The 20,148-nt window shown below is 67.6% G+C and carries 16 protein-coding genes; 6 read left to right on the top strand and 10 right to left on the bottom strand.

Going from position 1 to position 20,148, the window contains the following annotated elements; genetic code table 11:
- Window positions 1–330 precede the first annotated feature (330 nt).
- Complete coding sequence (locus BKH33_RS09835; RefSeq protein ID WP_076067373.1) at window positions 331–2,931, bottom strand: ATP-dependent Clp protease ATP-binding subunit; 2,601 nt, start codon at window positions 2,929–2,931, stop codon at window positions 331–333.
- Between the two features lie 267 nt (window positions 2,932–3,198).
- Between BKH33_RS09835 and BKH33_RS09830 the strand changes: the two genes are divergently transcribed.
- Window positions 3,199–3,552 carry a DUF6054 family protein gene (locus tag BKH33_RS09830; protein ID WP_003784794.1) on the top strand — a complete coding sequence of 118 codons (354 nt, stop codon included), beginning with the start codon at window positions 3,199–3,201 and terminating at the stop codon, window positions 3,550–3,552.
- A 171-nt stretch (window positions 3,553–3,723) separates the two neighbouring features.
- On the opposite strand, the gene BKH33_RS09825 is transcribed toward BKH33_RS09830, so the two are convergent.
- The 4 genes from BKH33_RS09825 to BKH33_RS09810 form a co-directional block, all read right to left on the bottom strand.
- Complete coding sequence (locus BKH33_RS09825) at window positions 3,724–4,473, bottom strand: response regulator (RefSeq protein WP_003784819.1); 750 nt, start codon at window positions 4,471–4,473, stop codon at window positions 3,724–3,726.
- On the bottom strand, window positions 4,470–5,606 hold the full coding sequence (locus BKH33_RS09820) for a sensor histidine kinase (protein WP_003784805.1): 1,137 nt from the start codon (window positions 5,604–5,606) through the stop codon (window positions 4,470–4,472). Before BKH33_RS09820 ends, BKH33_RS09825 begins: the two co-directional genes overlap by 4 nt.
- Window positions 5,603–6,448, bottom strand: a complete 846-nt coding sequence (locus tag BKH33_RS09815) for an ABC transporter permease (protein ID WP_003784811.1) — start codon at window positions 6,446–6,448, stop codon at window positions 5,603–5,605. The genes BKH33_RS09820 and BKH33_RS09815 overlap by 4 nt, the downstream gene beginning before the upstream one ends.
- Before the next feature lie 130 nt (window positions 6,449–6,578).
- Window positions 6,579–7,442: an ABC transporter ATP-binding protein gene (locus tag BKH33_RS09810; RefSeq protein WP_003784807.1), complete on the bottom strand. Its 864-nt coding sequence runs from the start codon at window positions 7,440–7,442 to the stop codon at window positions 6,579–6,581.
- Window positions 7,443–7,641: 199 nt separating this feature from the next.
- On the opposite strand from BKH33_RS09810, the gene BKH33_RS09805 reads away from it, so the two are divergent.
- The 4 genes from BKH33_RS09805 (at window position 7,642) to BKH33_RS09790 (ending at window position 14,005) form a co-directional block, all read left to right on the top strand.
- Window positions 7,642–9,630 (top strand): hypothetical protein, encoded by a 1,989-nt coding sequence (locus BKH33_RS09805; protein WP_232621479.1) that lies wholly within the window; start codon window positions 7,642–7,644, stop codon window positions 9,628–9,630.
- Window positions 9,627–10,580 (top strand): YncE family protein, encoded by a 954-nt coding sequence (locus BKH33_RS09800; RefSeq protein ID WP_003784820.1) that lies wholly within the window; start codon window positions 9,627–9,629, stop codon window positions 10,578–10,580. The genes BKH33_RS09805 and BKH33_RS09800 overlap by 4 nt, the downstream gene beginning before the upstream one ends.
- A 96-nt stretch (window positions 10,581–10,676) precedes the next feature.
- Window positions 10,677–12,791, top strand: a complete 2,115-nt coding sequence (locus tag BKH33_RS09795; protein ID WP_003784813.1) for a PQQ-binding-like beta-propeller repeat protein — start codon at window positions 10,677–10,679, stop codon at window positions 12,789–12,791.
- On the top strand, window positions 12,788–14,005 hold the full coding sequence (locus BKH33_RS09790) for a hypothetical protein (RefSeq protein WP_003784815.1): 1,218 nt from the start codon (window positions 12,788–12,790) through the stop codon (window positions 14,003–14,005). The genes BKH33_RS09795 and BKH33_RS09790 overlap by 4 nt, the downstream gene beginning before the upstream one ends.
- 112 nt (window positions 14,006–14,117) lie before the next feature.
- Here BKH33_RS09790 and BKH33_RS09785 read toward each other — a convergent pair whose 3' ends face one another.
- Entirely contained in the window at window positions 14,118–15,101 is a 984-nt protein-coding gene (locus tag BKH33_RS09785; protein ID WP_003784810.1) for a ribokinase, read from the bottom strand.
- Between the two features lie 53 nt (window positions 15,102–15,154).
- Window positions 15,155–16,072 carry a LysR family transcriptional regulator gene (locus BKH33_RS09780; RefSeq protein WP_003784828.1) on the bottom strand — a complete coding sequence of 306 codons (918 nt, stop codon included), beginning with the start codon at window positions 16,070–16,072 and terminating at the stop codon, window positions 15,155–15,157.
- An 82-nt stretch (window positions 16,073–16,154) separates the two neighbouring features.
- On the opposite strand from BKH33_RS09780, the gene BKH33_RS09775 reads away from it, so the two are divergent.
- A complete protein-coding gene (locus BKH33_RS09775; protein ID WP_003784823.1) occupies window positions 16,155–17,195 on the top strand; it encodes a threonine ammonia-lyase in 1,041 nt (346 codons plus the stop codon).
- Between the two features lie 264 nt (window positions 17,196–17,459).
- On the opposite strand, the gene BKH33_RS09770 is transcribed toward BKH33_RS09775, so the two are convergent.
- The 3 genes from BKH33_RS09770 to BKH33_RS09760 form a co-directional block, all read right to left on the bottom strand.
- Complete coding sequence (locus tag BKH33_RS09770; protein WP_232621481.1) at window positions 17,460–18,335, bottom strand: endonuclease domain-containing protein; 876 nt, start codon at window positions 18,333–18,335, stop codon at window positions 17,460–17,462.
- Between the two features lie 230 nt (window positions 18,336–18,565).
- On the bottom strand, window positions 18,566–19,072 hold the full coding sequence (locus tag BKH33_RS09765; protein WP_003784796.1) for a DUF3995 domain-containing protein: 507 nt from the start codon (window positions 19,070–19,072) through the stop codon (window positions 18,566–18,568).
- A 209-nt stretch (window positions 19,073–19,281) separates the two neighbouring features.
- The gene (locus BKH33_RS09760; RefSeq protein ID WP_003784800.1) at window positions 19,282–20,106 is read right to left on the bottom strand and encodes an arginase family protein; all 825 of its coding nucleotides are present in this window, start codon (window positions 20,104–20,106) and stop codon (window positions 19,282–19,284) included.
- Between the last annotated feature and the right edge of the window lie 42 nt (window positions 20,107–20,148).

Below are 20,148 nucleotides of genomic sequence, written 5' to 3'. Positions count from 1 at the left end.
CCCCACCGGGACACCGACGATAAGAACAGTAAGTATTGACAATCACTGACCTCCGACCGCCGGGGCTGCAGGCACATCGCGATGACTACCACCTGGAGAAATATGGCGACCGGACGATTTTGCTCCGCTCGCATCACTGCGGTTGATGCCACAGCGGAAGGGCGGGCACAAGCGCCAACCGGGCACCGACGACGATGGGCCGCACCTCGTCCAGGTTGCGGCCCATCGTATTGAACTGATAAGGAAATCTGCTCCAGACGCCCCGACCGGAGGCCGACTCAGCCCCTCCGAGCCGGGATCCCGCTCAGCGGCCAGTCTCAGCGACCGACCTCAGTGACCGGTCTCAGCAGCCGGCGAGGCACCTCCGTCACGACTGATCGGCGTCGAGGAGATGCGCAGGGGACTGGAGGCACTGCTCCCGCCACCGGCTGCGGCCTCCTCGGCCTCGCGCAGCGCGGCGACCTCGGCCTCGCCCTGCTCCCAGGGCTCACCGCGGAAGATGAACTCGCCCAGGATGGACTCGCCCTCGGCATCGACGATGACCTTCTGTCCCCGCTCGATCTCCCCGAAGAGGATCTTCTCGCTCAGGGCGTCCTCGATGTCGCGCTGGATGGCACGACGCAGCGGACGGGCGCCGAGCACCGGGTCGAAGCCACGCTCGGCCAGGAGCTCCTTGGCGGCGTCGGTCAGCTCAATGGTCATCTGCTGCTCGGCCAGGCGCTTGTCGAGGCGCGCGATCATGAGGTCGACGATCTGGCGCACCTCCTCCTTGGTCAGCTGCGGGAAGACGATGAGGTCGTCGACGCGGTTGAGGAACTCGGGCCGGAACTGCTGCTTGAGCTCGCGGTTGACGTGGGACTTCATCTCCTCGTAGTCCATGGCGCCGGACTCGGTGGACTGGAAGCCGGTGGCCACCGACTTACCGATGTCCTTGGAGCCGAGGTTGGTCGTCATGATGATGACGGTGTTCTTGAAGTCCACCACGCGGCCCTGGGCGTCGGAGAGGTGCCCGTCCTCCAGGATCTGCAGCAGCGAGTTGAAGATGTCCGGGTGGGCCTTCTCGACCTCGTCGAACAGGACCACGGAGAAGGGCCGACGGCGCACCTTCTCGGTGAGCTGGCCGCCCTCGTCGTAACCGACGTAGCCGGGAGGGGCACCGAAGAGTCGCGAGACCGTGTGCTTCTCGGCGAACTCGGACATGTCGAGCTGGATGAGGGCGTCCTCGTCGTCGAACAGGAACTCCGCCAGAGCCTTGGCCAGCTCGGTCTTTCCGACGCCGGTGGGGCCGGCGAAGATGAAGGAGCCGCCGGGACGCTTGGGGTCCTTCAGGCCGGCGCGGGTGCGACGGATCGACTTCGACAGCGCCTCGATAGCCTTGTTCTGGCCGATGATGCGCTTGTGGAGCTCGGACTCCATGTTGAGGAGCTTGGCGGACTCGGCCTCGGTCAGCTTGACCACCGGGATGCCGGTGGACATGGCCAGGACCTCGGCGATGAGCGCCTCGTCGACCTCGGCGACCTGATCGAGGTCGCCGGACTTCCAGGCCTTCTCCTTGGCGGCGCGCTCGTCGGCCAGGCGGCGCTCGTCGTCGCGCAGGGAGGCGGCGCGCTCGAAGTCCTGGTCGTCGATCGCGGACTCCTTCTCCCGCTTGACCTCAGCGATCTTCTCGTCGATCTCGCGCAGCTCGGGCGGGGCGGTCATGCGGCGGATGCGCAGGCGGGCACCGGCCTCGTCGACCAGGTCGATGGCCTTGTCCGGCAGGAAGCGGTCGTTGATGTAGCGATCGGCGAGCTTGGCGGCGGCCTCGATGGCCTCGTCGGTGATGACGATGCGGTGGAAGGCCTCGTAGCGGTCGCGCAGGCCGGTGAGGATCCCGATGGTCTCCTCGATGCTGGGCTGGTCGACGGTCACCGGCTGGAAGCGGCGCTCCAGGGCCGCGTCCTTCTCGATCTTGCGGTACTCGTCCAGGGTCGTGGCCCCGATGGTCTGGAGCTCGCCGCGGGCCAGCATGGGCTTGAGGATGGAGGCGGCGTCGACGGCGCCCTCGGCGGCGCCGGCCCCGACGAGGGTGTGGATCTCGTCAATGAACAGGACGATGTCGCCGCGGGTGCGCACCTCCTTGAGGACCTTCTTGAGGCGCTCCTCGAAGTCGCCGCGGTAGCGCGAGCCGGCCACGAGCGAGCCCATGTCCAGGGAGTAGAGCTGCTTGTCGCGCAGGGTCTCGGGAACGTCGCCGTGGACGATGGCCTGGCTCAGGCCCTCGACGACGGCGGTCTTGCCCACGCCCGGCTCCCCGATGAGGACGGGGTTGTTCTTGGTGCGCCGGGAGAGGATCTGCATGACCCTCTCCATCTCCTTCTTGCGCCCGATGACCGGGTCCAGCTTGCCCTCGCGGGCGGCGGCGGTGAGGTTACGGCCGAACTGGTCCAGGATGGCGCTGCCGGACGGTGTGCCCTCCTTGGAGGGGCCGCCGGCGTTGACGGTCTCCTTGCCCTCGTAGCCCGAGAGCATCTGCATGACGGTCTGGCGCACGCTGGACAGGTCACCGCCGAGGTTGGTCAGGACCTGGGCGGCCACGCCCTCGCCCTCGCGCAGCAGGCCGAGCAGCAGGTGCTCGGTGCCGATGTAGTTGTGGCCGAGCTGGAGGGCCTCGCGCATGGAGAGCTCGAAGACCTTCTTACCGCGCGGCGTGAAGGGAATATGGCCGGTGGGGGCCGACTGCCCCTCGCCGATGATCTCAATGACCTGGCCGCGCACGGCGTCCAGGGAGATGTCCATGGACTCCAGCGCCTTGGCGGCAACTCCCTCGCCCTCGTGAATGAGGCCGAGAAGGAGGTGCTCGGTGCCGATGTAGTTGTGGTTCAGAGCCCGCGCCTCGTCCTGCGCGAGCACGACGACGCGGCGGGCGCGGTCGGTAAAGCGTTCAAACATCAGTAGTTCCTCCTCGGCACGTGCTCGGTGCGGTACCGCTCGTCCGGTAGTGGCGAGGGATGTCGCAGCGCTGTGGAGAGACGACGCTGGGAGCACGTGCTGACAAGGCTAACCAGCCGGATGCCTCGCCCATGCCCCTGTTCGCGGTAGGCGTGAGTAAGCCTTGAGCCGGGTCGGCTCAAGATGAGGAGCCGCACGCTTGGGCGCTCGCACATACCCTGGTGGACGCGGAGACAGTTCCAGCGAGGACAAGGAAGGAAAGTACCCATGGCAACGACCACTCGGACCGTCGTCGGACAACTCAGTGAGGTGGTCCCGTTCCTTGAGGCCGGAGTACTGGGCCGGTCCCGTTCGGCCTCCGCAGAGGCCGCTGTAGACCTGGGGACCTCCGCCGGAGGTATAGCGGTCAGGGGTTACGAACGCTTCAGCATGATGGGGAACAACCGTGTGGGAATGTCCGTCACCGCCATCCAGGACGGGCCCTACGTTCACATCGTCGGGATCACTCTGGGTGGCAGTCAGGCGATGTTCCTCAAGCTCAACACCATCGGTGAGGAGGAGTTCCTGGCCACCCTCAACTCCACGATCTCCCAGTGGGAGGAGGAACACCCCGGCGGGTGAGGGAGCACCTCGGCAACCAGCCCGCCCCGGCCGACCAGAGCCCCTGCTCCCGCCCCGTCGCGATCAGGACAGGTCGCGCGTTCGTGCCCTCTATCCCCCGAACGAGTGCCCTCAGGTACGAGCTCGCGAGGGCTCAGCCGAGGTGAAGAGCCCGGGACGCAGCGACGCAGCTCAGTCCAGCTCGAGCAGGCCACGGCGCAGCGCCTCGGTGACGGCGGCCGTGCGTGAGTCGACGCCGAGCTTGGCGTAGGCGCGCAGCAGATGGGTCTTGACGGTGGCCTCGGTGATGTAGAGCTCGGCCCCGATCTGGTTGTTGGACAGTCCGCGTGAAGCCGCCTGGAGCACCTGCCTCTCACGTGGGGACAGACTCACCGGTGCCCCCGCCCGGCACGGCGAGCCGTCGGCGCCGCGCCCGGTCCCCCGCGCCGCCCCGACGAGGCGAGTGGTCACGGCCGGGCTCAGCATGCTGCGACCCACCGCGGCGGAGAGGACCGCGGCGAGAATGTCCTCGCGCGGGGAGTCCTTGAGAAGGTAGCCGATGGCTCCGGCCTCGACGGCGCGCAGGATGTCCCCGTCGGTGTCGTAGGTCGTCAGGACCACGACGCGGGGCGCGTCGGGACGAGTGGAGATCCGGCGGGTGGCCTCGACGCCGTCGAGTCCGGGCATGCGCAGGTCCATGAGGATGACATCGGGGACGAGCTCGGCGGTCAGGGCGATGGCCTCGGCGCCGTCGGCGGCCTGCCCCACCACCTGGAGGTCCGGCTCGCCGGAGAGCATGCCGACGATCCCGGAACGCACCACCGGATGGTCGTCGACCACCAGGAGGCGGACCCGGCGGTCGTCCGCGCGGGGCGCCGAGCACACCTGAGCCGGGTCCGCGGAGCCCGGAGCACTTGCTGAGGAGGAGCCGACGTCGTTCACAGGGGCATTCTGGCCTCGACGACGGTTCCGACACGCCCGCGTTCGTCGGGTTCCTGGAGCGGGTCGACGGTCAGCGTCCCGCCGAGGGTCTCCACGCGTGATCGCATCCCGGTCAGCCCGGTTCCCTCCGGTACCCCTCCCGCGCCGACGCCGTCGTCGGCGACGGTGACGATCAGCTCGCCGGTTTCGGAGGAAACGGAGACGACGACGTCGACGTGGCTCGCATGGGAGTGGCGCACCACGTTGCTCAGGGACTCCTGGACGATACGCAGGACCGCGACCTGGAGCCCGGAGGTCATGTGGGCCGGCAGCTCGGCGATGAGGGAGATGCTCAGACCGCGGTTCTCCTGGGCCCGGGTCAGGCGCCGCAGCGCCGCCTGCAGGCCGTCGTCGCGCAGAGCGCAGGGGCTCTCACCTGCCACCAGGGCCCGAGCCTCGGCCAGGTTGTCGCGCGCGACGGACTCGATCTCGGCGAGCAGCCCGTGCACTGCCCGTGCTTCGCGGGGGTCGCCTCTCGAGCCCTCGGCGAGATCATTGAGGGCTGTCTGGGCGAGGTTGACCACGGAGATGAACCCCTGCGCCAGGGTGTCATGGACCTCGCGGGACCAGCGCTCGCGCTCGGCGGCGATGCCCGCGGCGCGCTCGGCGGCGACCAGCTCGCTCTGCGTACGGGCCAGCGCTGCGAGCGCCTCCTCCTTGTCGGCCAGGGCATGGACGGCCTCGTAACGGACGATATGGACCCAGGTGACCCAGGTGCCCGTCACCAGGACGACGATGACCATGATGAGGGGGTTGATCCACCACGTCTCGTCACCCTTGATGTACCCGACGGCGGCGAAGCCCGCCGCGAAGACGAGGTGCGCAACGACGGCGGCCCACCACTTGGTGTAGACCCACCAGAGCAGCGGCAGGACGACGAAGAAGGTCAGTGAGGCGAAATCGGAGTAGAACACGCCCAGGAGCGTGGCGGCCGCGAGCGTCCATGTCAGGACGCACCAGACCCAGCGAGGCAGATCGGCCCGATCGAGCGGCGGGTAGACGCCCGTGGGGCTGTCCGTGCCCTCGCAGGCCAGGCGCAGCTTGCCGCACAGGCCGCGGGGCCAGGACACGAGATCCTGCGTCTCCTGGCTCATCTGTCCACTGTATCGCGGCGGGTGATGATAATGGCGGCCACGACGCCGCCCACGAGCCAGGCGGCCACAACGGCCAGGCCCTTGCCGGTCTCCCAGGCGCCGGTGGGTTCTGCGATGGCGGCGGTGGCGGGCAGGAACGCCTCGCGCATGAGCTCGGCCGACCAGCGCACCGGCAGGACCGAGAAGCCGTGAACCATCCAGGCCGGCAGCTGGGACAGGGGCAGGAAGAGGCCGGAGACGAACTGGAGGATGATGATGATCGGGGTGAGGATCCCGGAGGCGGCCCGCGAGGAGGGGCAGCAGCGGCCGATAGCCAACCCCAGAGCGGTGCAGGCGCCGATCGTGAGCAGGAGGGCCAGGGCCGCCAGTGCCCAGGATCTCGCCGCGGAGGGCAGGCTCAGCCCCAGGGCGAGGCGGCCGATGCCGATGAGAACGACGATGTTGAGCCCGGACAGGGCGACGTTGGCCAGGCACTTGGCGGCCACGTAGGCCCAGGCCGGCACGGGCAGGACGGCCAGGCGCTTGAGCTCGCCGTTCTCGCGCTCGGCGGCCACGGAGATCGCCAGGATCTGCGTGCAGGTCATGAGCACGCCCATGGTGATCATGGCCGGCAGCATGTACTCGCCGAAGGTGATGCCGCCTTTCATCTCACCGGGGAAGACGGCATTGAACAGGATGAGCATGAACAGGGGGTAGAGGAGCCCCATGACGAAGGCGATGGGTTCGCGCACGAAGCTGACCAGGCTCGCCCAGGTCATGGTCATGACGGCGGTCGCTGCGCTACCGGGCCGTTGGGTCGGGGCCGCGGGTACGGCGGCGGAGGGGGCGAGCGCGGTGGTCATGAGGGCTCCTCACGTGGGCGGGTGAAAGGCTGGGCGGCAGGCAGCGAAGAGGCTGCAGGAGGGATGGGGACGCCGGCGCGCCGGGGAGACGGAAGGGGAAAGACGCGCCGGCGGGTCAGGTGAATGCGGATCAGGTGGAGTGGTGGCGGGAGACGAGCTCGAGGTAGTGGTCCTCCAGGCTCGGGGTGTGGACCTGGAGTCCGGGAACCTCGCCGTCGGGCCCGGTGAGGCGGCCCATGAGGCCGCGGACGACGGCGGTGGGGGTGGCCGTGTACTCGGTGCGCTCGACACCGTCCTCGATCCAGCTGACGGTGCGCTCGCTGCCGGCCTGGCGGGCCAGGGCCTCGGGCGTGCCGTACTCGATGACGCGGCCGCCCAGGATGATGGCGACCTCGTCCGCCAGCTGAGCGGCCTCGTCGAGGTAGTGAGTGGTCAGCAGAACGCTGGTGCCGTCGGTGCGCAGATCCTTGACGAGGTCCCAGAAGACGTGGCGGGCCTCGGGGTCGAAGCCGGTGGTGGGCTCATCGAGGAACAGCAGCTCGGGGCGGCCGATGATGGCCAGGGCGACGTCGAGGCGGCGACGACGTCCTCCGGACAGGCGCGAGGCGCGGGTGCGGGCGTCGTCGGAGAGTCCCACGCGATCGATGGTCTCGGCGATGTCGGCGGGCCGAGCGAAAAAACGGGCGATGTGGCTGACGGCCTCGGTGACAGTGAGGTCCTTGAAGTCCGCGGAGGTCTGGGAGACGACGCCGATGCGGGCGCGCCAGGTGCGCGAGGCGTGCCCGGGGTCCTCCCCCAGGACGGAGACGGTGCCGCCGCCACGACGGCGCAGACCCTGGAGGATCTCGACGACGGTGGTCTTGCCGGCACCGTTTGGCCCCAGGAGGGAGAGGACAGTGCCGGCCGGAACCGTGAGGTCCAGGTTCTCCAGGACGCGCTTGTTCCCGTAGGACTTGTTCAGGCCGAGGATCTGGACGGCGGGGAGCTGCGACATGCCTCCAGTGTGTGATCTGGATCGCGGCGCCGGTAGCAACCGGTCGGACCACGGGGGCGTCCACCACTCGGTGGACAGCCGGCCCACGGCGAAGGCGCGCCGGCTCACGTCTTCACACCGGCGAATTCGAACGCGTCGGGGAGAACTACCCCCGAGAAATCGGCCGCATGATCCGGATCGGCCCATCACAATAGGATCCATGCCTCCCGTGAGTTCTCCAGCCGATGCCGACGACACCCCAGAGGTCTCGGATGCCTCGGACGGAACGGCACCCCCTCCGCAACGCATCCTCACGATGCTGCGGGCTCTGCGGGCCCTGCGCCTCGGCTGGCTCCTGGCGGTCGGAGCGATGGCCGTGCTGCTCCTCGTCTACCAGAGCGGGCTATCGGATCCCGGTCAGGTGATGAAGACGGCCGGGGGCTTTGTTGGCGGCCTGGCCCTGCTCATATGGATCGCTGGCTACCTCAAGTGGAGAGAGATCGCGCGTTTTCCCTTGAAGAGCTATCCCACCTCACCGCGAGCGCTTGTCAAGAAGACGGTGCTCTTCCAACCGCTGTGCTTTCTGGCGGTCTCGGGCGGCTTCTCCGTCATCGCCCTTTGCTTGTGGTACACCCAGTTCCGCAGCACCTCGGTCAGTATCGACCAGCTGCTCACGCTGGCTGCCGGTGTGCTGAGCCTAGGTCTGCTGGCAGCCACCGATCTCCTGGTTCGCGCTGCCCGGGCCACCTATTTCCCACCGCCGAAGAAACGGCGCTTTCCAGAGCGGCTGCGTCGCCTGCGGAGGACTCGGATGCCCAGGCTCTCGTGGCGCTCCGCCCTCGGCGTGGCTGCTCTGATCCTCATTCCGCCGCTCACCCTCGGAGCAGCGGCCACAGTCCCGCACCTGGTTGCGAGCCGGTTCACGCCGTCGACCGCTGCGAATATCGACACCTCTGCGCTTCCGGCCCTGCCCCGGTCCTTCGCCTCTGCGGCAGCCTGGTCGCAGGACGTCCACGGCAAGATGGACGTGGTGGCCGGTGCGGCCGGGCCGGTCGTCCTGAGCAGCAACGGCGTCGTCGGCCTCAATTCCACCGATGGCTCGACCCGTTGGGCCTATCCGCGCAAGCACGCGCGCTTCATCCGCTGCCACCCGAGCCCGGATCGTCGCTACCTCGCAGTAACGCTCGATTCCATCGACGAGGAGGCGCCGAAGGGCATGAGCGTCAAGCCTTTGGTGGTAGTTCTCGACACTGTGACCGGGCACGTCACCTACGAGGGCTTCATGCAGGAAGGCGTCCTCCAGCTCACGGACTCCGTCCTGCTCAACGGCACCACCGGCTACTCGCTCACCGACGGCTCCCGACTGTGGTCCATTGATGCGGAGGACGTCTCCGTGTCACCTGGTACCAGCCCCTACTCGGGCACGGCCGGTCACTCCTCCTTCCTCCTGCGGGGCACACAACGAGGCCCCGATGGGCAGAAGTCCTGGGATGGACTGTATGGAACCTACACACTCATGCCCGACACCGCCCCCTCGGTACGCCGCGAGAGCGCCCCGATCCTCACCGACGGCCGGGGCAGTCCTCTCGTCGTCGGCGGGTGGGTGGCCGTCTTCACTGAGACTCCTCAACCGATCGACTTCGAGACCTCCCCAACGGGCTGGACGGCCCAGGCCGTCAACCTGGACGCCATGGCCGGTGTCGACGGCGCCGACACGACCACCTACGACCTGGGCCTGACCTCCGGAGCCAACATCACTGCCTCCCACGCCACGGGCACGCTGACGACTCTGCCTCGACGGACCGTAGGTAACGGAGCCAGCAGCATGCCGTCATCTCCCCAGGAGCTCGAGGGCGGCACAGCCGTCGCCGCGATCTTCGACCCGCAGACCCGTACCGTCTTCCACTCGGCGCAGGAAGCCGGGGTCCTATCCTCCGCCAGCCTCGCCCATGACGAGTCCAGTGGCAGCGGTGTCCTCAGTGTCAGCAGCGGGGAACGCACCCCGATGACGGTGGGCGTCCCCGCAGGCTCCACCTACTACCCACCCGGGACTCGGCACTTGTGGACCAGCGACGATCCTTCGCCGTTGTCTGATCCGCTGCTCACCACACTGAGCACGCCGGGCACGACCCTCGTCGTCCTTGCAACCGGCCCGGACAAGGGCTCCCACTCCTTCCGCATCTTCGGCATCCCAGGAGCCTCGTCATGACCAGGACACAACCTCATCTCGGTCGTCGGCGGCTCATCGGCTCGGCCCTCGCTGCAACGGTTCTGTTGGGGGGAACCATGAGCGCCTGCAGTCCAGCCCCCTCACAGCTGCAGCAGGTGGAGACCACGGCGTTGAGCGCCTCACAGGTCAAGGAGCGCGTCTCGGAGACTCCCACCAGCACTGACGATGACGCCTTGCCCGTCGGCGAGGACTACCTCTACGTCTCCGCCCCGGAGGTAACGGAGAAGGAGAAGGCGGGACGCAGCAGGCAGGACCGGTTGGGGCCAAACAGCTCGATCGTCGCCAGGTACCGCGGCTCGGACGGCTCGGTGCTGTGGGCGCGTGAGATCAAGCCTGCCGTCGTCAACTGGCGCGACGACGACGGCAGCTCTGCCCAGGACGTCGCCCACGACCTCCTCGCATGGAGACCGGCGGGCTACGCCGTCGTGAGTCCCGATGGCCGCTACGTCTCCCTCGTCCTGCGTCCACCGCGGATGAGGCCCGTGCTCTCCGGCTCGGACGACGACCGCAACCCGCTCGACGTCGCTGCTCAGCGCACCCACATTGTCGTCCTCGATGCCGCCACCGGGAAGACGGTCCGCACCGTGGAGGTCTCAGGGCTCGTCCTGGGCCAGGTGCTCACCGACGATGCCCTGGCCGTGGAGACCGCCCGGAACTACTACCCGGCCGGAGACGGGAAGGGGACGGTCAACGTCTACTCCCTGACCGACACGTCCGCCGCACCTACCTCGTTCCCCACCGACCAGTGGCTCATCGGGATCGACAATGGCGCCCTACTCCTGTCCCCTCAGTCACTGGTCACCGAACGGCGCACTGACGTGTCGGTGACACTCACCCGCGTTGATACCCGGGGGCGAGAGCTCGGCACCATCGACGGCGTCACCGCGCCCGATCGAAAGCACTGGGAGCGACCGAAGCCGCACCAGTAAGTCCGGTCCTCTGAAGCGTCCCCCCTTGCCCGTTCAACCGCGCGAATGCCCCGCAAACACCTGACATAGTCACGGACTGGTCATCACAATAGGCTCATGCCTTCAGCGCCCGACGCCGACGAGAACAGCCCCGATCAGCCCGACACCCAGCCAGGCACTGCCACCTCCACCGATGAACCCTCGACGGAGCCAGACACGGGTGAGGCCGAAGGCAAGAGCGAGGGTGTCCCCTTCCCACCACGCGGCACCCTGACCCTGCGCGCCCTGCGCTGGGGCGGACTCATCGACGCCGTCGTGCTCGGAGTGACCGCACTGGTGCTGCGTCGAGAGCTCAAGGAGGCCGGCAGCCTCATACCCGATGAGGCCTTCACCATGACCGGCCTCATGATCTTCGGAGGAGTACTGGTCTGGCTATTCCTCAGCTTCAGGAAGAAGAAGCGCCCCATCCTGGTAACGATCATGATCACGGTCATGGCGGCCCTGGGGATGGCAACGGCGGCATCTCTAACTCTGGCGTGGTGGAACACCTACCAGGAGACCGGATTCTCCGTCCTGTTCCTCCTGGTCCTGGCTGGAGTGGCACTTTCAGCCACGCTCTTCCTGAGCGTCGGACCATTGCTGCACTACCTGCGCATGCGCACCACCGCGGTAGGTATCGGCGATCCCGATGACCCTAGCCGCTGGCGCCGCCTCCAGCGCAAGACCGGAGAGAAGACTGACAAGGGACTCCCCCGGTACGAGAGCATTCGGGTACCTCGCCGTACGCGCACCTACCTCATGGCCATGGTCATTGCCCCCGTACTGATGCTCGGTTCCGCCCTCGCGGGAACATGGGCACTTGTCAACCCGGTCCACCATGTCATGGCCACGCCCCCTGCCGACACCTCGCTGGCACCTCCCACATCATTGGCACCGACGGCCACCTGGAGCACGGAGATCTCCTCCACCGAGCTGACAACCGTTGCGGGCGCAGGCGGCCCCATCTTCCTCACCGACGACGGCGTCATGGCACTGAGCCCCAAGGGCGGCAGTGTCCTGTGGAGCTACAGCCGCAAGCACACAACAGTCGCCCCCAACAGTTACTCCGACAGCCGTCGGCTCATCACCAGTCCCGACGGCAAGTACGTGGCCACCCGAATCCAGCTACCCGCATTCGTCGCATCCCCGCAAGGGAGCGAAGCAGCTATCACCCTGGTCTTCGACGCCCTGACCGGCAGGATCGTCTTCGAGCGTCAGAGCACCAACGGCAATCTTCAACTGACTGACTCCGCAGTCCTCGACGGCGACACCGCCTTCTCACTTACCGACAGGTCTCAGATGTGGACTCTCCCGGAGAACTCCGACGTGTCCTACTCCGGTCCGGCCGGACACGCCTCATTCATCCTGAAGTCTTCCGAGGAACCTCCCTCCGAGGACGCACCCACCAGCGTGTACAGGTCGACGGTAACCACCACGGTCTTTCCTCAGAACAACCCCACCGCCGAGGTCGAGGTTCAGAACATCCTGTCAGAACTGCCGTCTGAACCGAATGCGTTCGATAACCCTTTCAGTTCCTTCATCAACGGATGGGCTGCCCGCTACACCGGCGAGGCCGATTCGTCAGGAAACCCTGTGGCTGAGGTGATCAGTCTGGACGCGCTGGCCAAGGTCGACGGCGCCGACACCAAGACCTTCCCACTAGGAGCGACCTCGGGGATCAATACGGAAGCGTCACGCGTCTCGGGCAGCATCGTCACCTATCCCATTATCAACCGGGAGGTGAACATTCACGATCACCCAGAGAAATCACGGTCCGAAGCAGTATTCGACCCAGTCACCCGCACGGTCACCCCCGTATCCCAGGATCGGAGCCTCGCTGGTGCGAGCACTGGGCTCGTTGAGGTAACGGCCGACGACGGCTCCACCTCCGCGGCACTCGTCATTCGGCCCGGCGACGGCTCGCCCGGCACCACCATCCCCATCACACCCGGTTCCACGTATCAGCCGCCCCAGGAACTGGCCGACAAGGAAAATACGCCGGCCCAGCCACTAATTCCCCAGGACACCGACTCCGAGAGCCGAGCGAGGGCCGTAAGGACTCCTGGCGCCGTCATCGCCATTCTCAAGGCAACTCGTACGTCTTACGCCGACTGCAGTGTCGGGCCAAGCAATCGCGATCAGCGCTGCCGCACCACATATCGGATATTCGGCGTCACAGGAGGCCAGAAATGAGAGCCACACATCCCCTGCGCCTCCGCAGGTCCTCCACTCTCCGGCGACTGACGACGTTCACCGCAGCCACGACGCTCGCGCTCACAATCGGTTCATGCAACATTGGGGGGAGTGATGAGGCGCCAGTCATCTCCTCCCTCAATGCCCAGGAAGCAGATGCCGCCGCCCCAGATAATTTTAGAAACCTCATGGACAACAGGCCACTGTCATCCGCCGAAGGCACCGTAATCATGAGCACATCAGGCAAGAATGGCGCGAAAGATACCGTCACTGGCGACCTGACGACGACCGTGGTGAGCCGAGATCCTTCCTCCACTAGATTCCAGTGGGCTGTGTCCATCAAGCCCGCAGTCGCCGACCAAGAAAGGACCAAGTACACAAACAGCGCCCAAAGCACTATAAGTAAAGACATGGACCGGTCGTCGACGGGAAGCGCCGTCGTCAGTCCTGACGGACGTTACCTGTCGCTGATCCTCCTTCCCGCCGAGCAGAAGACGGAAGATACGGCAGCTGATCAGCGCACGCACATTGTCGTCCTTGACGCCAAGACCGGCAAGACAGTAAGGGACGCCACAGTTTCCGGAGTCATCCTGGGGCAGGCCCTCACCAACAGCACCCTTGCCGTCGAGACCGCCCAGAACTATTTCCCGGCCGGATCCGGCAAGGGAGCCATCAATATCTTCTCCCTGAAGGACACGAGCGCTCAGCCCTCCTCATTCCCCACCGACAAGTGGCTGGCGGGTGCCACCCGGGAGAACCTCGTGCTCGCACCCAACCTCCTCTCGGACGACTGCTTCTACGGATGCTCGCTCACGACCATCTCCCTCGTCAGCACCGACGGGACCACGGCCGGGAGCGTCTCCGGAGTCGTCGCTGTCCACCCCGGCGGCTGGATACACAGGTTCGCGGACCCGAAAGCAGCCGGCGACCTTCAGCAACGCTCAAAGGCAGCGTCAGAGGAGGAGAGGAAGTCACTCAGTCCCTCCTGGGACGCGCTTGAGCAACAACTCGTCAATCCCAGCACCAAGAAGACAATCGATATCACGGGAAAGACCACCGTCGAACGTGGCGTACCGACTGGCCCCGGACTGGTCGTCAAGCAGGACGTCCCCACAGGGAAGGGCTCAACGGAGGCCAGGCCCGCGTTCTGGCTCAGTTCCAACGATGACGGTCACCCCCACACCGAGAATCTCGAGCAGTTCAAGGATGACTGAGGCGAGATAGGCCTGCGCCCCCGCCTCCTGTCACCCCACTCCCGAGGTTTACACGCATTCTGCCGTCGCGGTAGGCGGACGCGGCTCTCTCGCCTCGCCCGTCGAGCCTCGCCTATCCGAAGTGCCGCTCGACAGCGGCGATGTCCCCGTAGGAGGCCTGCGCCCCTACTGAGGTCGTCGCGAAGGCGGAGACGGCCGAGGCCGCACGTGCCGCCTCCCTGAGTCCGGCGCCTGCAGCGAGCGCCGCCAGCAGCGTGCCCAGGAAGGAGTCGCCGGCACCGGTCGTGTCCACGACGTCGGCCGGGAAGGGATCGATCGGGGTGATCTCCTTCCCCTCGATCACCATCGACCCGCGTCCCCCCAGGGTCACCACAGCGGAGGGGATCCCCATCGCGGCCAGTCTCCTTGCGCAATCGCCCCAGTCCATGGCGTCGTCGCCTCGCTCGTGCTCCGGCTCAGCCGCTGTCTCAGGCATGCCCGGCTTCAGCATGTCGGCGAGCTCATGCTCGTTGACGACCAGGACGTCGATCGCCTCCAGGAGCCCCGCAGACAGGACAGGGTGGAATGGAGAGTTGTTGAAGACCACGCGGGTGCCGGCGTCGTGGGCGATGCGGGTCGCGGCCTCGACTGCGTCGGGGCTGACCTCCATGCACAGCCCCAGCACACGGGCCTCGCGGATGACGTCCTGGTGCCGCTGCGCCGTCGAGACGTCCACTCTCCCGTTCGCTCCGGGAGACACCACGATGGTGTTGTCCCCCGTGCTGTCGACGGTGATGATGGCGGTTCCGGTAGCCACGTCCTCACGCTGAACCGCGGCGGTGTCCACGCCGGCGCGCTGGAGGGACTCGATGAGCAGATCGCCATGACCATCCCCTCCGACGGCCCCAATCATCCTCACGCGAGCACCGAGAAGACCGGCCTGAACCGCCTGATTCGCCGACTTGCCTCCCGGCAGGATCACGAGGTCCTCCCCGCTGACCGTCTCACCGGGCTTGGGGAAGCGCTCCGTTCGGACCGTCAGGTCAGCATTGAGCGACCCGAAGACGGCGACCTCTCCGGATACGTCACCCAGGACAGCTCGCACACCAGACCCCATTTTCGGTTCCTCTCTGCGATGCAGCACGGATACACGCCCCATCACACCACACCTCACCGAGAGGCAGCACTCCCGCCGGTCCTGACCGCGGGCCGGCGCAGGCTCGTACGGCGGCCCGCCGTCCGGCACGCCTCCACCAGGACGTCAATGGCCAGAGGCCGGGGCCTCTCGGCGCGGGCGACCACCTCGACGCGCCGCTGCTCGCGGGCCAGCGGCCGCACCTGGACTCCCTCGTGCCGGTAGGCGCTCAGCGCCATCCCGGGCAGCAGGGCCGCCCCCACCCCGGCGGCGACGAGCGCCTGCACGGCCACGTAGTCGTCGGAGGCGTAGGCGGTCTCGGGCGTGAAGCCGTTGGCCCGACCGACGGCGATGAGCTCCTCGTGGCAGCGCGCGCAGCCGGTCACCCACCGGCACTGGGCGCCGTCGGCGATGCGCGTGATGCCGCCGGGGTGGGTGACGAGGTAGAGGACATCGTCGAGCAGGTGCACCGACTCCAGTCCCTCACCGGCATCGTCGTCGATGTAGGAGAAGGACAGGGCCGCGTCCACCCGCCCGCGCCGCAGCGCGTCGAGGGCCTCGGGCGGCTCGGCGTCGACGAGCTCGACCTCCAGGCCCGGATACTGCTGGCCGACGACGTCGAGCACCCCCGGAACCAGGGAGGCCACCGCGGAGGGGAAGGCGGCCAGGCGCACCCGCCCCGCTTCCGCGTGCGCCATGGAGACGACCTCGCGCTCGGTGCGATCCAGCAGGTCGAGGACCTCCTGGCCCCGGGCCGCCAACGCCCGTCCCTCCTCGGTGAGCCGCACCCCGCGCCCGGCCCGTGTCAGCAGGACCGCGCCGGTCGCACGCGACAGGGCGGCGAGCTGGTGGGAGACGGTGGACTGACTGAAGCCCAGTGACTCCGCGGCGGCCGAGACGGTGCCGAGCCGGGAGAGCTCCACGAGGGCGCGCAGCTGCTGTACATCGATCACGCCACCAAGTATGGCTCATATCGATGGGTATTCCATAAAACATTCATTGGACCGATAGCCCGGCCGTCATCATCATGGAGCCATGACCGCAACCGACACCCTGCCCCAGGCGCCCGCCACCAGCACGCAGGCGATCCTCGACTTCGATGCCGTCCTGCGCACCTACGAGGCCGTCTCGCGCGTCCTGCCCGAGACTCCCGCCTGGTCCTACCCGCTGCTCAACGCCGAGGCCGGGGTCGAGGTCGTGGTCAAGCACGAGAACGTCCAGCCCACCGGTGCCTTCAAGGTCCGCGGCGGGGTGGCGCTCATGGCGACGCTCAGCCCCGAGGAGCGGCGCCGCGGTGTCGTGACCGCCTCCACCGGCAACCACGCCCAGTCCCTGGCCTGGGCCGGCGCACGCAGCGACGTGCCCGTCACCGTCGTCGTCCCGGTGGGCGCACCGGCCCGCAAAGTGGCCGCGGTGCGCGCCCTGGGCGCCCGCGTCGTCGTGGAGGGCGAGACGATGTGCGACTCGCTCGCCCACGCCGAGGCCCTCTCGCTGGCCGAGGGGATGCGCATGGTCTCCCCCGGCGACGAGCCGGCCATCGTCCTCGGACACGCCACCGTCTACCTCGAGCTCTTCCGTCGCCACCGCGGCCTACGGAGCGTCTACGCCCCGGTCGGCTCAGGCTCCGGGGCCGCAGGCGCCTGCCTCGTGCGCGATGTCCTGGCGCCCGAGTGCTGGGTCATCGGCGTCCAGTCCAGTGCTGCTCCGGCCGCGCACCGTGCCTGGAAGTCCGGCAAGCCGGCCACCGTCGTCAGCCGCACCCGCGTGGCGGGCCTGGCCGTCGGGGCGAGCTTCGCCCTCACCCAGTCCGTGCTGGGCCGCAGCCTCAACGACTTCATCCTGGTCGACGACGACGCGATCCAGCACGCCGTCGGCCTCATGTCCACCCACGCCCACACCCTGGCCGAGGGCGCCGGGGCCGCGAGCCTGGCCGGACTCATGGCCGACCCCGTCCGCAGGGGTCCCTGCGCCATCGTGTGCACCGGCGGCAACGCCGACGACCACGAGCTCACCGGCATCTCCACCTCCACCACTGTCGGCTCCACCGTCACCGACGACGTGACTCTGACCTGCTGAACCAGGGATCTACCCATCGGACGATTTGGGGAATACTCCCCGTTGAGCCGGGGTGGCTGCCCGAGTGACACTCAGGTGAGGGCCGGGAAGCGCAGTCGGGGGCGCATACCCGGCCCTCTCCCTTGCTCCGACCGGATTGAGTGACCACCGCGCGGACATGAACACGGTCTCAGTCTGAGCCCCAATTTGAGATCCGCAGAATTCCGCGGTTCTCTCGCACGACTCCCTTCCTCAATGGCTTTTATGTCCGCTGGGTGGACATCCTCATGCGCTGCGAGACGCCATCCTCACTCTTGCCGCGCCCGGATGGGCAGCGAGGACCCTCCTGACCTCGTCGACGATCCTGCCCGAACGCACGTTGTTCGCCGTGAACCGGATGGAGGTGTATCCCAGCCGCGCCAGCTCCCGGTCACGGGAACGGTCCTGGTCGAAGGACCACATGTCCGAGTGGTACTCGTAGCCGTCAAGCTCGACGACGAGCCACCCCGCGATCAGAAGATCCACCTCACCAACGCCACCAATCTCCACCCCATCAACCACGTCGAGACCGGCACCCCGCAGTTGGATACGCGCCAACGTCTCCAGCGGGCTGCGCGCCCGGCTGCTCGTCCGCTGCAGGCGCCGGCGCCCCAGCACCCGGCGCGATCCACGCAAGTAGGTACCGACCTGCTCGTACGTAACCCGGCCCTGATGGAGGGCGGCGTCAGCCGCAACCAAGGCGGTCCATTCCTGCGCACAGCACAGAAGATCAGCGAGACAGCGTGCCAGGGGAGCAACGGGGAAGGCGCTCAAGGGCACGGGCGGGAGATCCCGGGTCTCATGCTGATGCTCACCCCATAACGGCGCCGCCTTGTGCCCCAGCGGTATGAGGACATGAAGAGTCTTCGGCGACGACGGCAGCGGCAGCCGGTAGTGCGCAGCCGCGTGCTCACACGTGATCAACCCCCGATGAACGCGAGCGATCAGCACTCTCTTGTCGACGTCGGGCAGGGCCACCACACCATGCGGATACCGCCTAAGGTGGCCGGAGTCCACAAGTGCTTGAAGGCGACGACGTTCCGAACGCTCTAGGTGAAGATCCACCTGACGAGCCGCACCATGAGCATTACTGATACGAGTGAGCAACGCGCTGGTGTCCATGACCAACATGTTGAGCCGATACGGAGACAGACACCAGAAGAACGGAGATGCCTGTGGATAACAACCGGTGGCCGCCGGCATTCTCAGCGGGGCAGGTGTCCACAGCGCGGACATGAACCGGCTCGGGCTCACTACTCCATCCGGAGAACCGCGGAATGACGCGGTTCAGAAACTGCGCCCGACGACGTCGGCGGCTTGATGTCCGCTTGGTGGACACTTGCCGCGGGGAGTCAGCGTTCAGCAGGGCCCGCGTGCACAGTGGAACCGATCGACGCCAGCCGGCTCGAGCGCAGGTAGGCGACCGTTGCGGCCAGCACCAGGATCCCGCCCACCCAGAAATGAGGCATCCACAGAACCAGCCGCCACCAGCCGTAGCGCGAGAGCGGCTCCCCCGCCAGGAGCCTCGGGATCGCCGGCGCCGAACCGGCCATCCCGTAGGCCATGAGCAGGACCCCCGAGACCCAGCCGAAGGCCAGGCGCATCCAACGCGGCACCCTGATGACGTCCGGGCGCAGCAGGGCGAAGCCGAAGACGACGAACCCCAGCTTCACCAGCCCGGAGACGAAGACGACCACGACGAACCAGGTGGGCCGCTCCTGGGCGAGCCGCAGGGCATCGCCCTGAAGGACCGTATCGACCAGCCACGGGGAGCCCAGTGACCAGGACACGCTGACGCAGCCGAAAAAGGCCCACCACAGCATCATGACGACGACCACCACCCGCGAGCGCCCCGTCATCTCAGCACCTCCTCACATCACATCGGCCACGGCATCGCATCGTCGGCCTCCTTCGACCTAAGTCCTGTTGCGTATGTCCGGACGGCGCTGCGAGGCCCACCCCGGAATCCAGATCGAAGAACGCACCCGCGCGCTTGATCATGCCTCTTTGTCGCCCCACAGCAGTCACCCCATCCATGGGCGGGACAGACCGCAAGGGCCGGCCCGGCTCAGCCGACGGCGTCGAGCACGGGGGACAGGGCGTCTAGCAGTGGGTCGAGGTCCTCCTCCCCAGTGGCCGTCTCGAGCTCGCCGATCTGGATGCCGACGACCTCGCCGCGGGCGAGGACCTCGGCCGCCTGGCGCAGCTCGGCCAGGCTCAGGCCTCCGCCGACGAGGTAGTCGGTCGGCACGACACCGGGCTCCAGCACGTCGCAGTCGATGTGGATATAGACGGGCCTGCCGTCCACCACCCGCCCGAGCCGCTCAGCGAAGCCCTCTCCAGGCCCGACGAGGGGGATGCCCGCACCCTCGATGAGATCGGCCTCGGGCGGGTCGATGTCGCGCACCCCGGCCAGGACCACGTTGTCCGTGCCCAGCCCTGCGCCGAGTCCGGAGTCCCACAGCCCCAACGGTCCGGACAGGGCCAGGCCGCCGAGGTAGCCGCTCGGCGTGCTCTCCGGGAAGTTGAGGTCGGCGTGGGCGTCGAACCACACGACGAGCGCGTCGGGCCGGTTGGCAGCAACGACGGGCAGGGTCGCCAGCGCCCCGGCACAGCGGCTCAACGCGGTCACCGGTACGGCAGAGCCGGCCCACAGCACCTCGTAGTGGGCCGCGAGCGCCTCCAGTTCGTCGCGGGCGGCGTCGAGCTCGACCTGCCAACCCACGCTCAGCGCCGGGCGGGGTGATCCGATGACGACGGGCTCGACGTCGTAGCGCCGCGCCAGGGCGGCGGCCAGGCGCGGTGAGGCCGCCATGGCTCGGTCGTTGTGGTCGCCGATCCTCCCGGCGACGTGAGTGACCACGACCCTCTCTCTTCTGGCCCCTGTGCTCATCTCCAGCTCCTCTCGTTGCGCGGGTTTCACGTTACCCGCAAC

It is taken from the genome of Actinomyces naeslundii (assembly GCF_001956585.1).
GTDB lineage: Bacteria > Actinomycetota > Actinomycetes > Actinomycetales > Actinomycetaceae > Actinomyces > Actinomyces naeslundii.
Note: the sequence above shows the minus strand (reverse complement) of the source record. Positions and strands in the feature narration are given on the sequence as shown.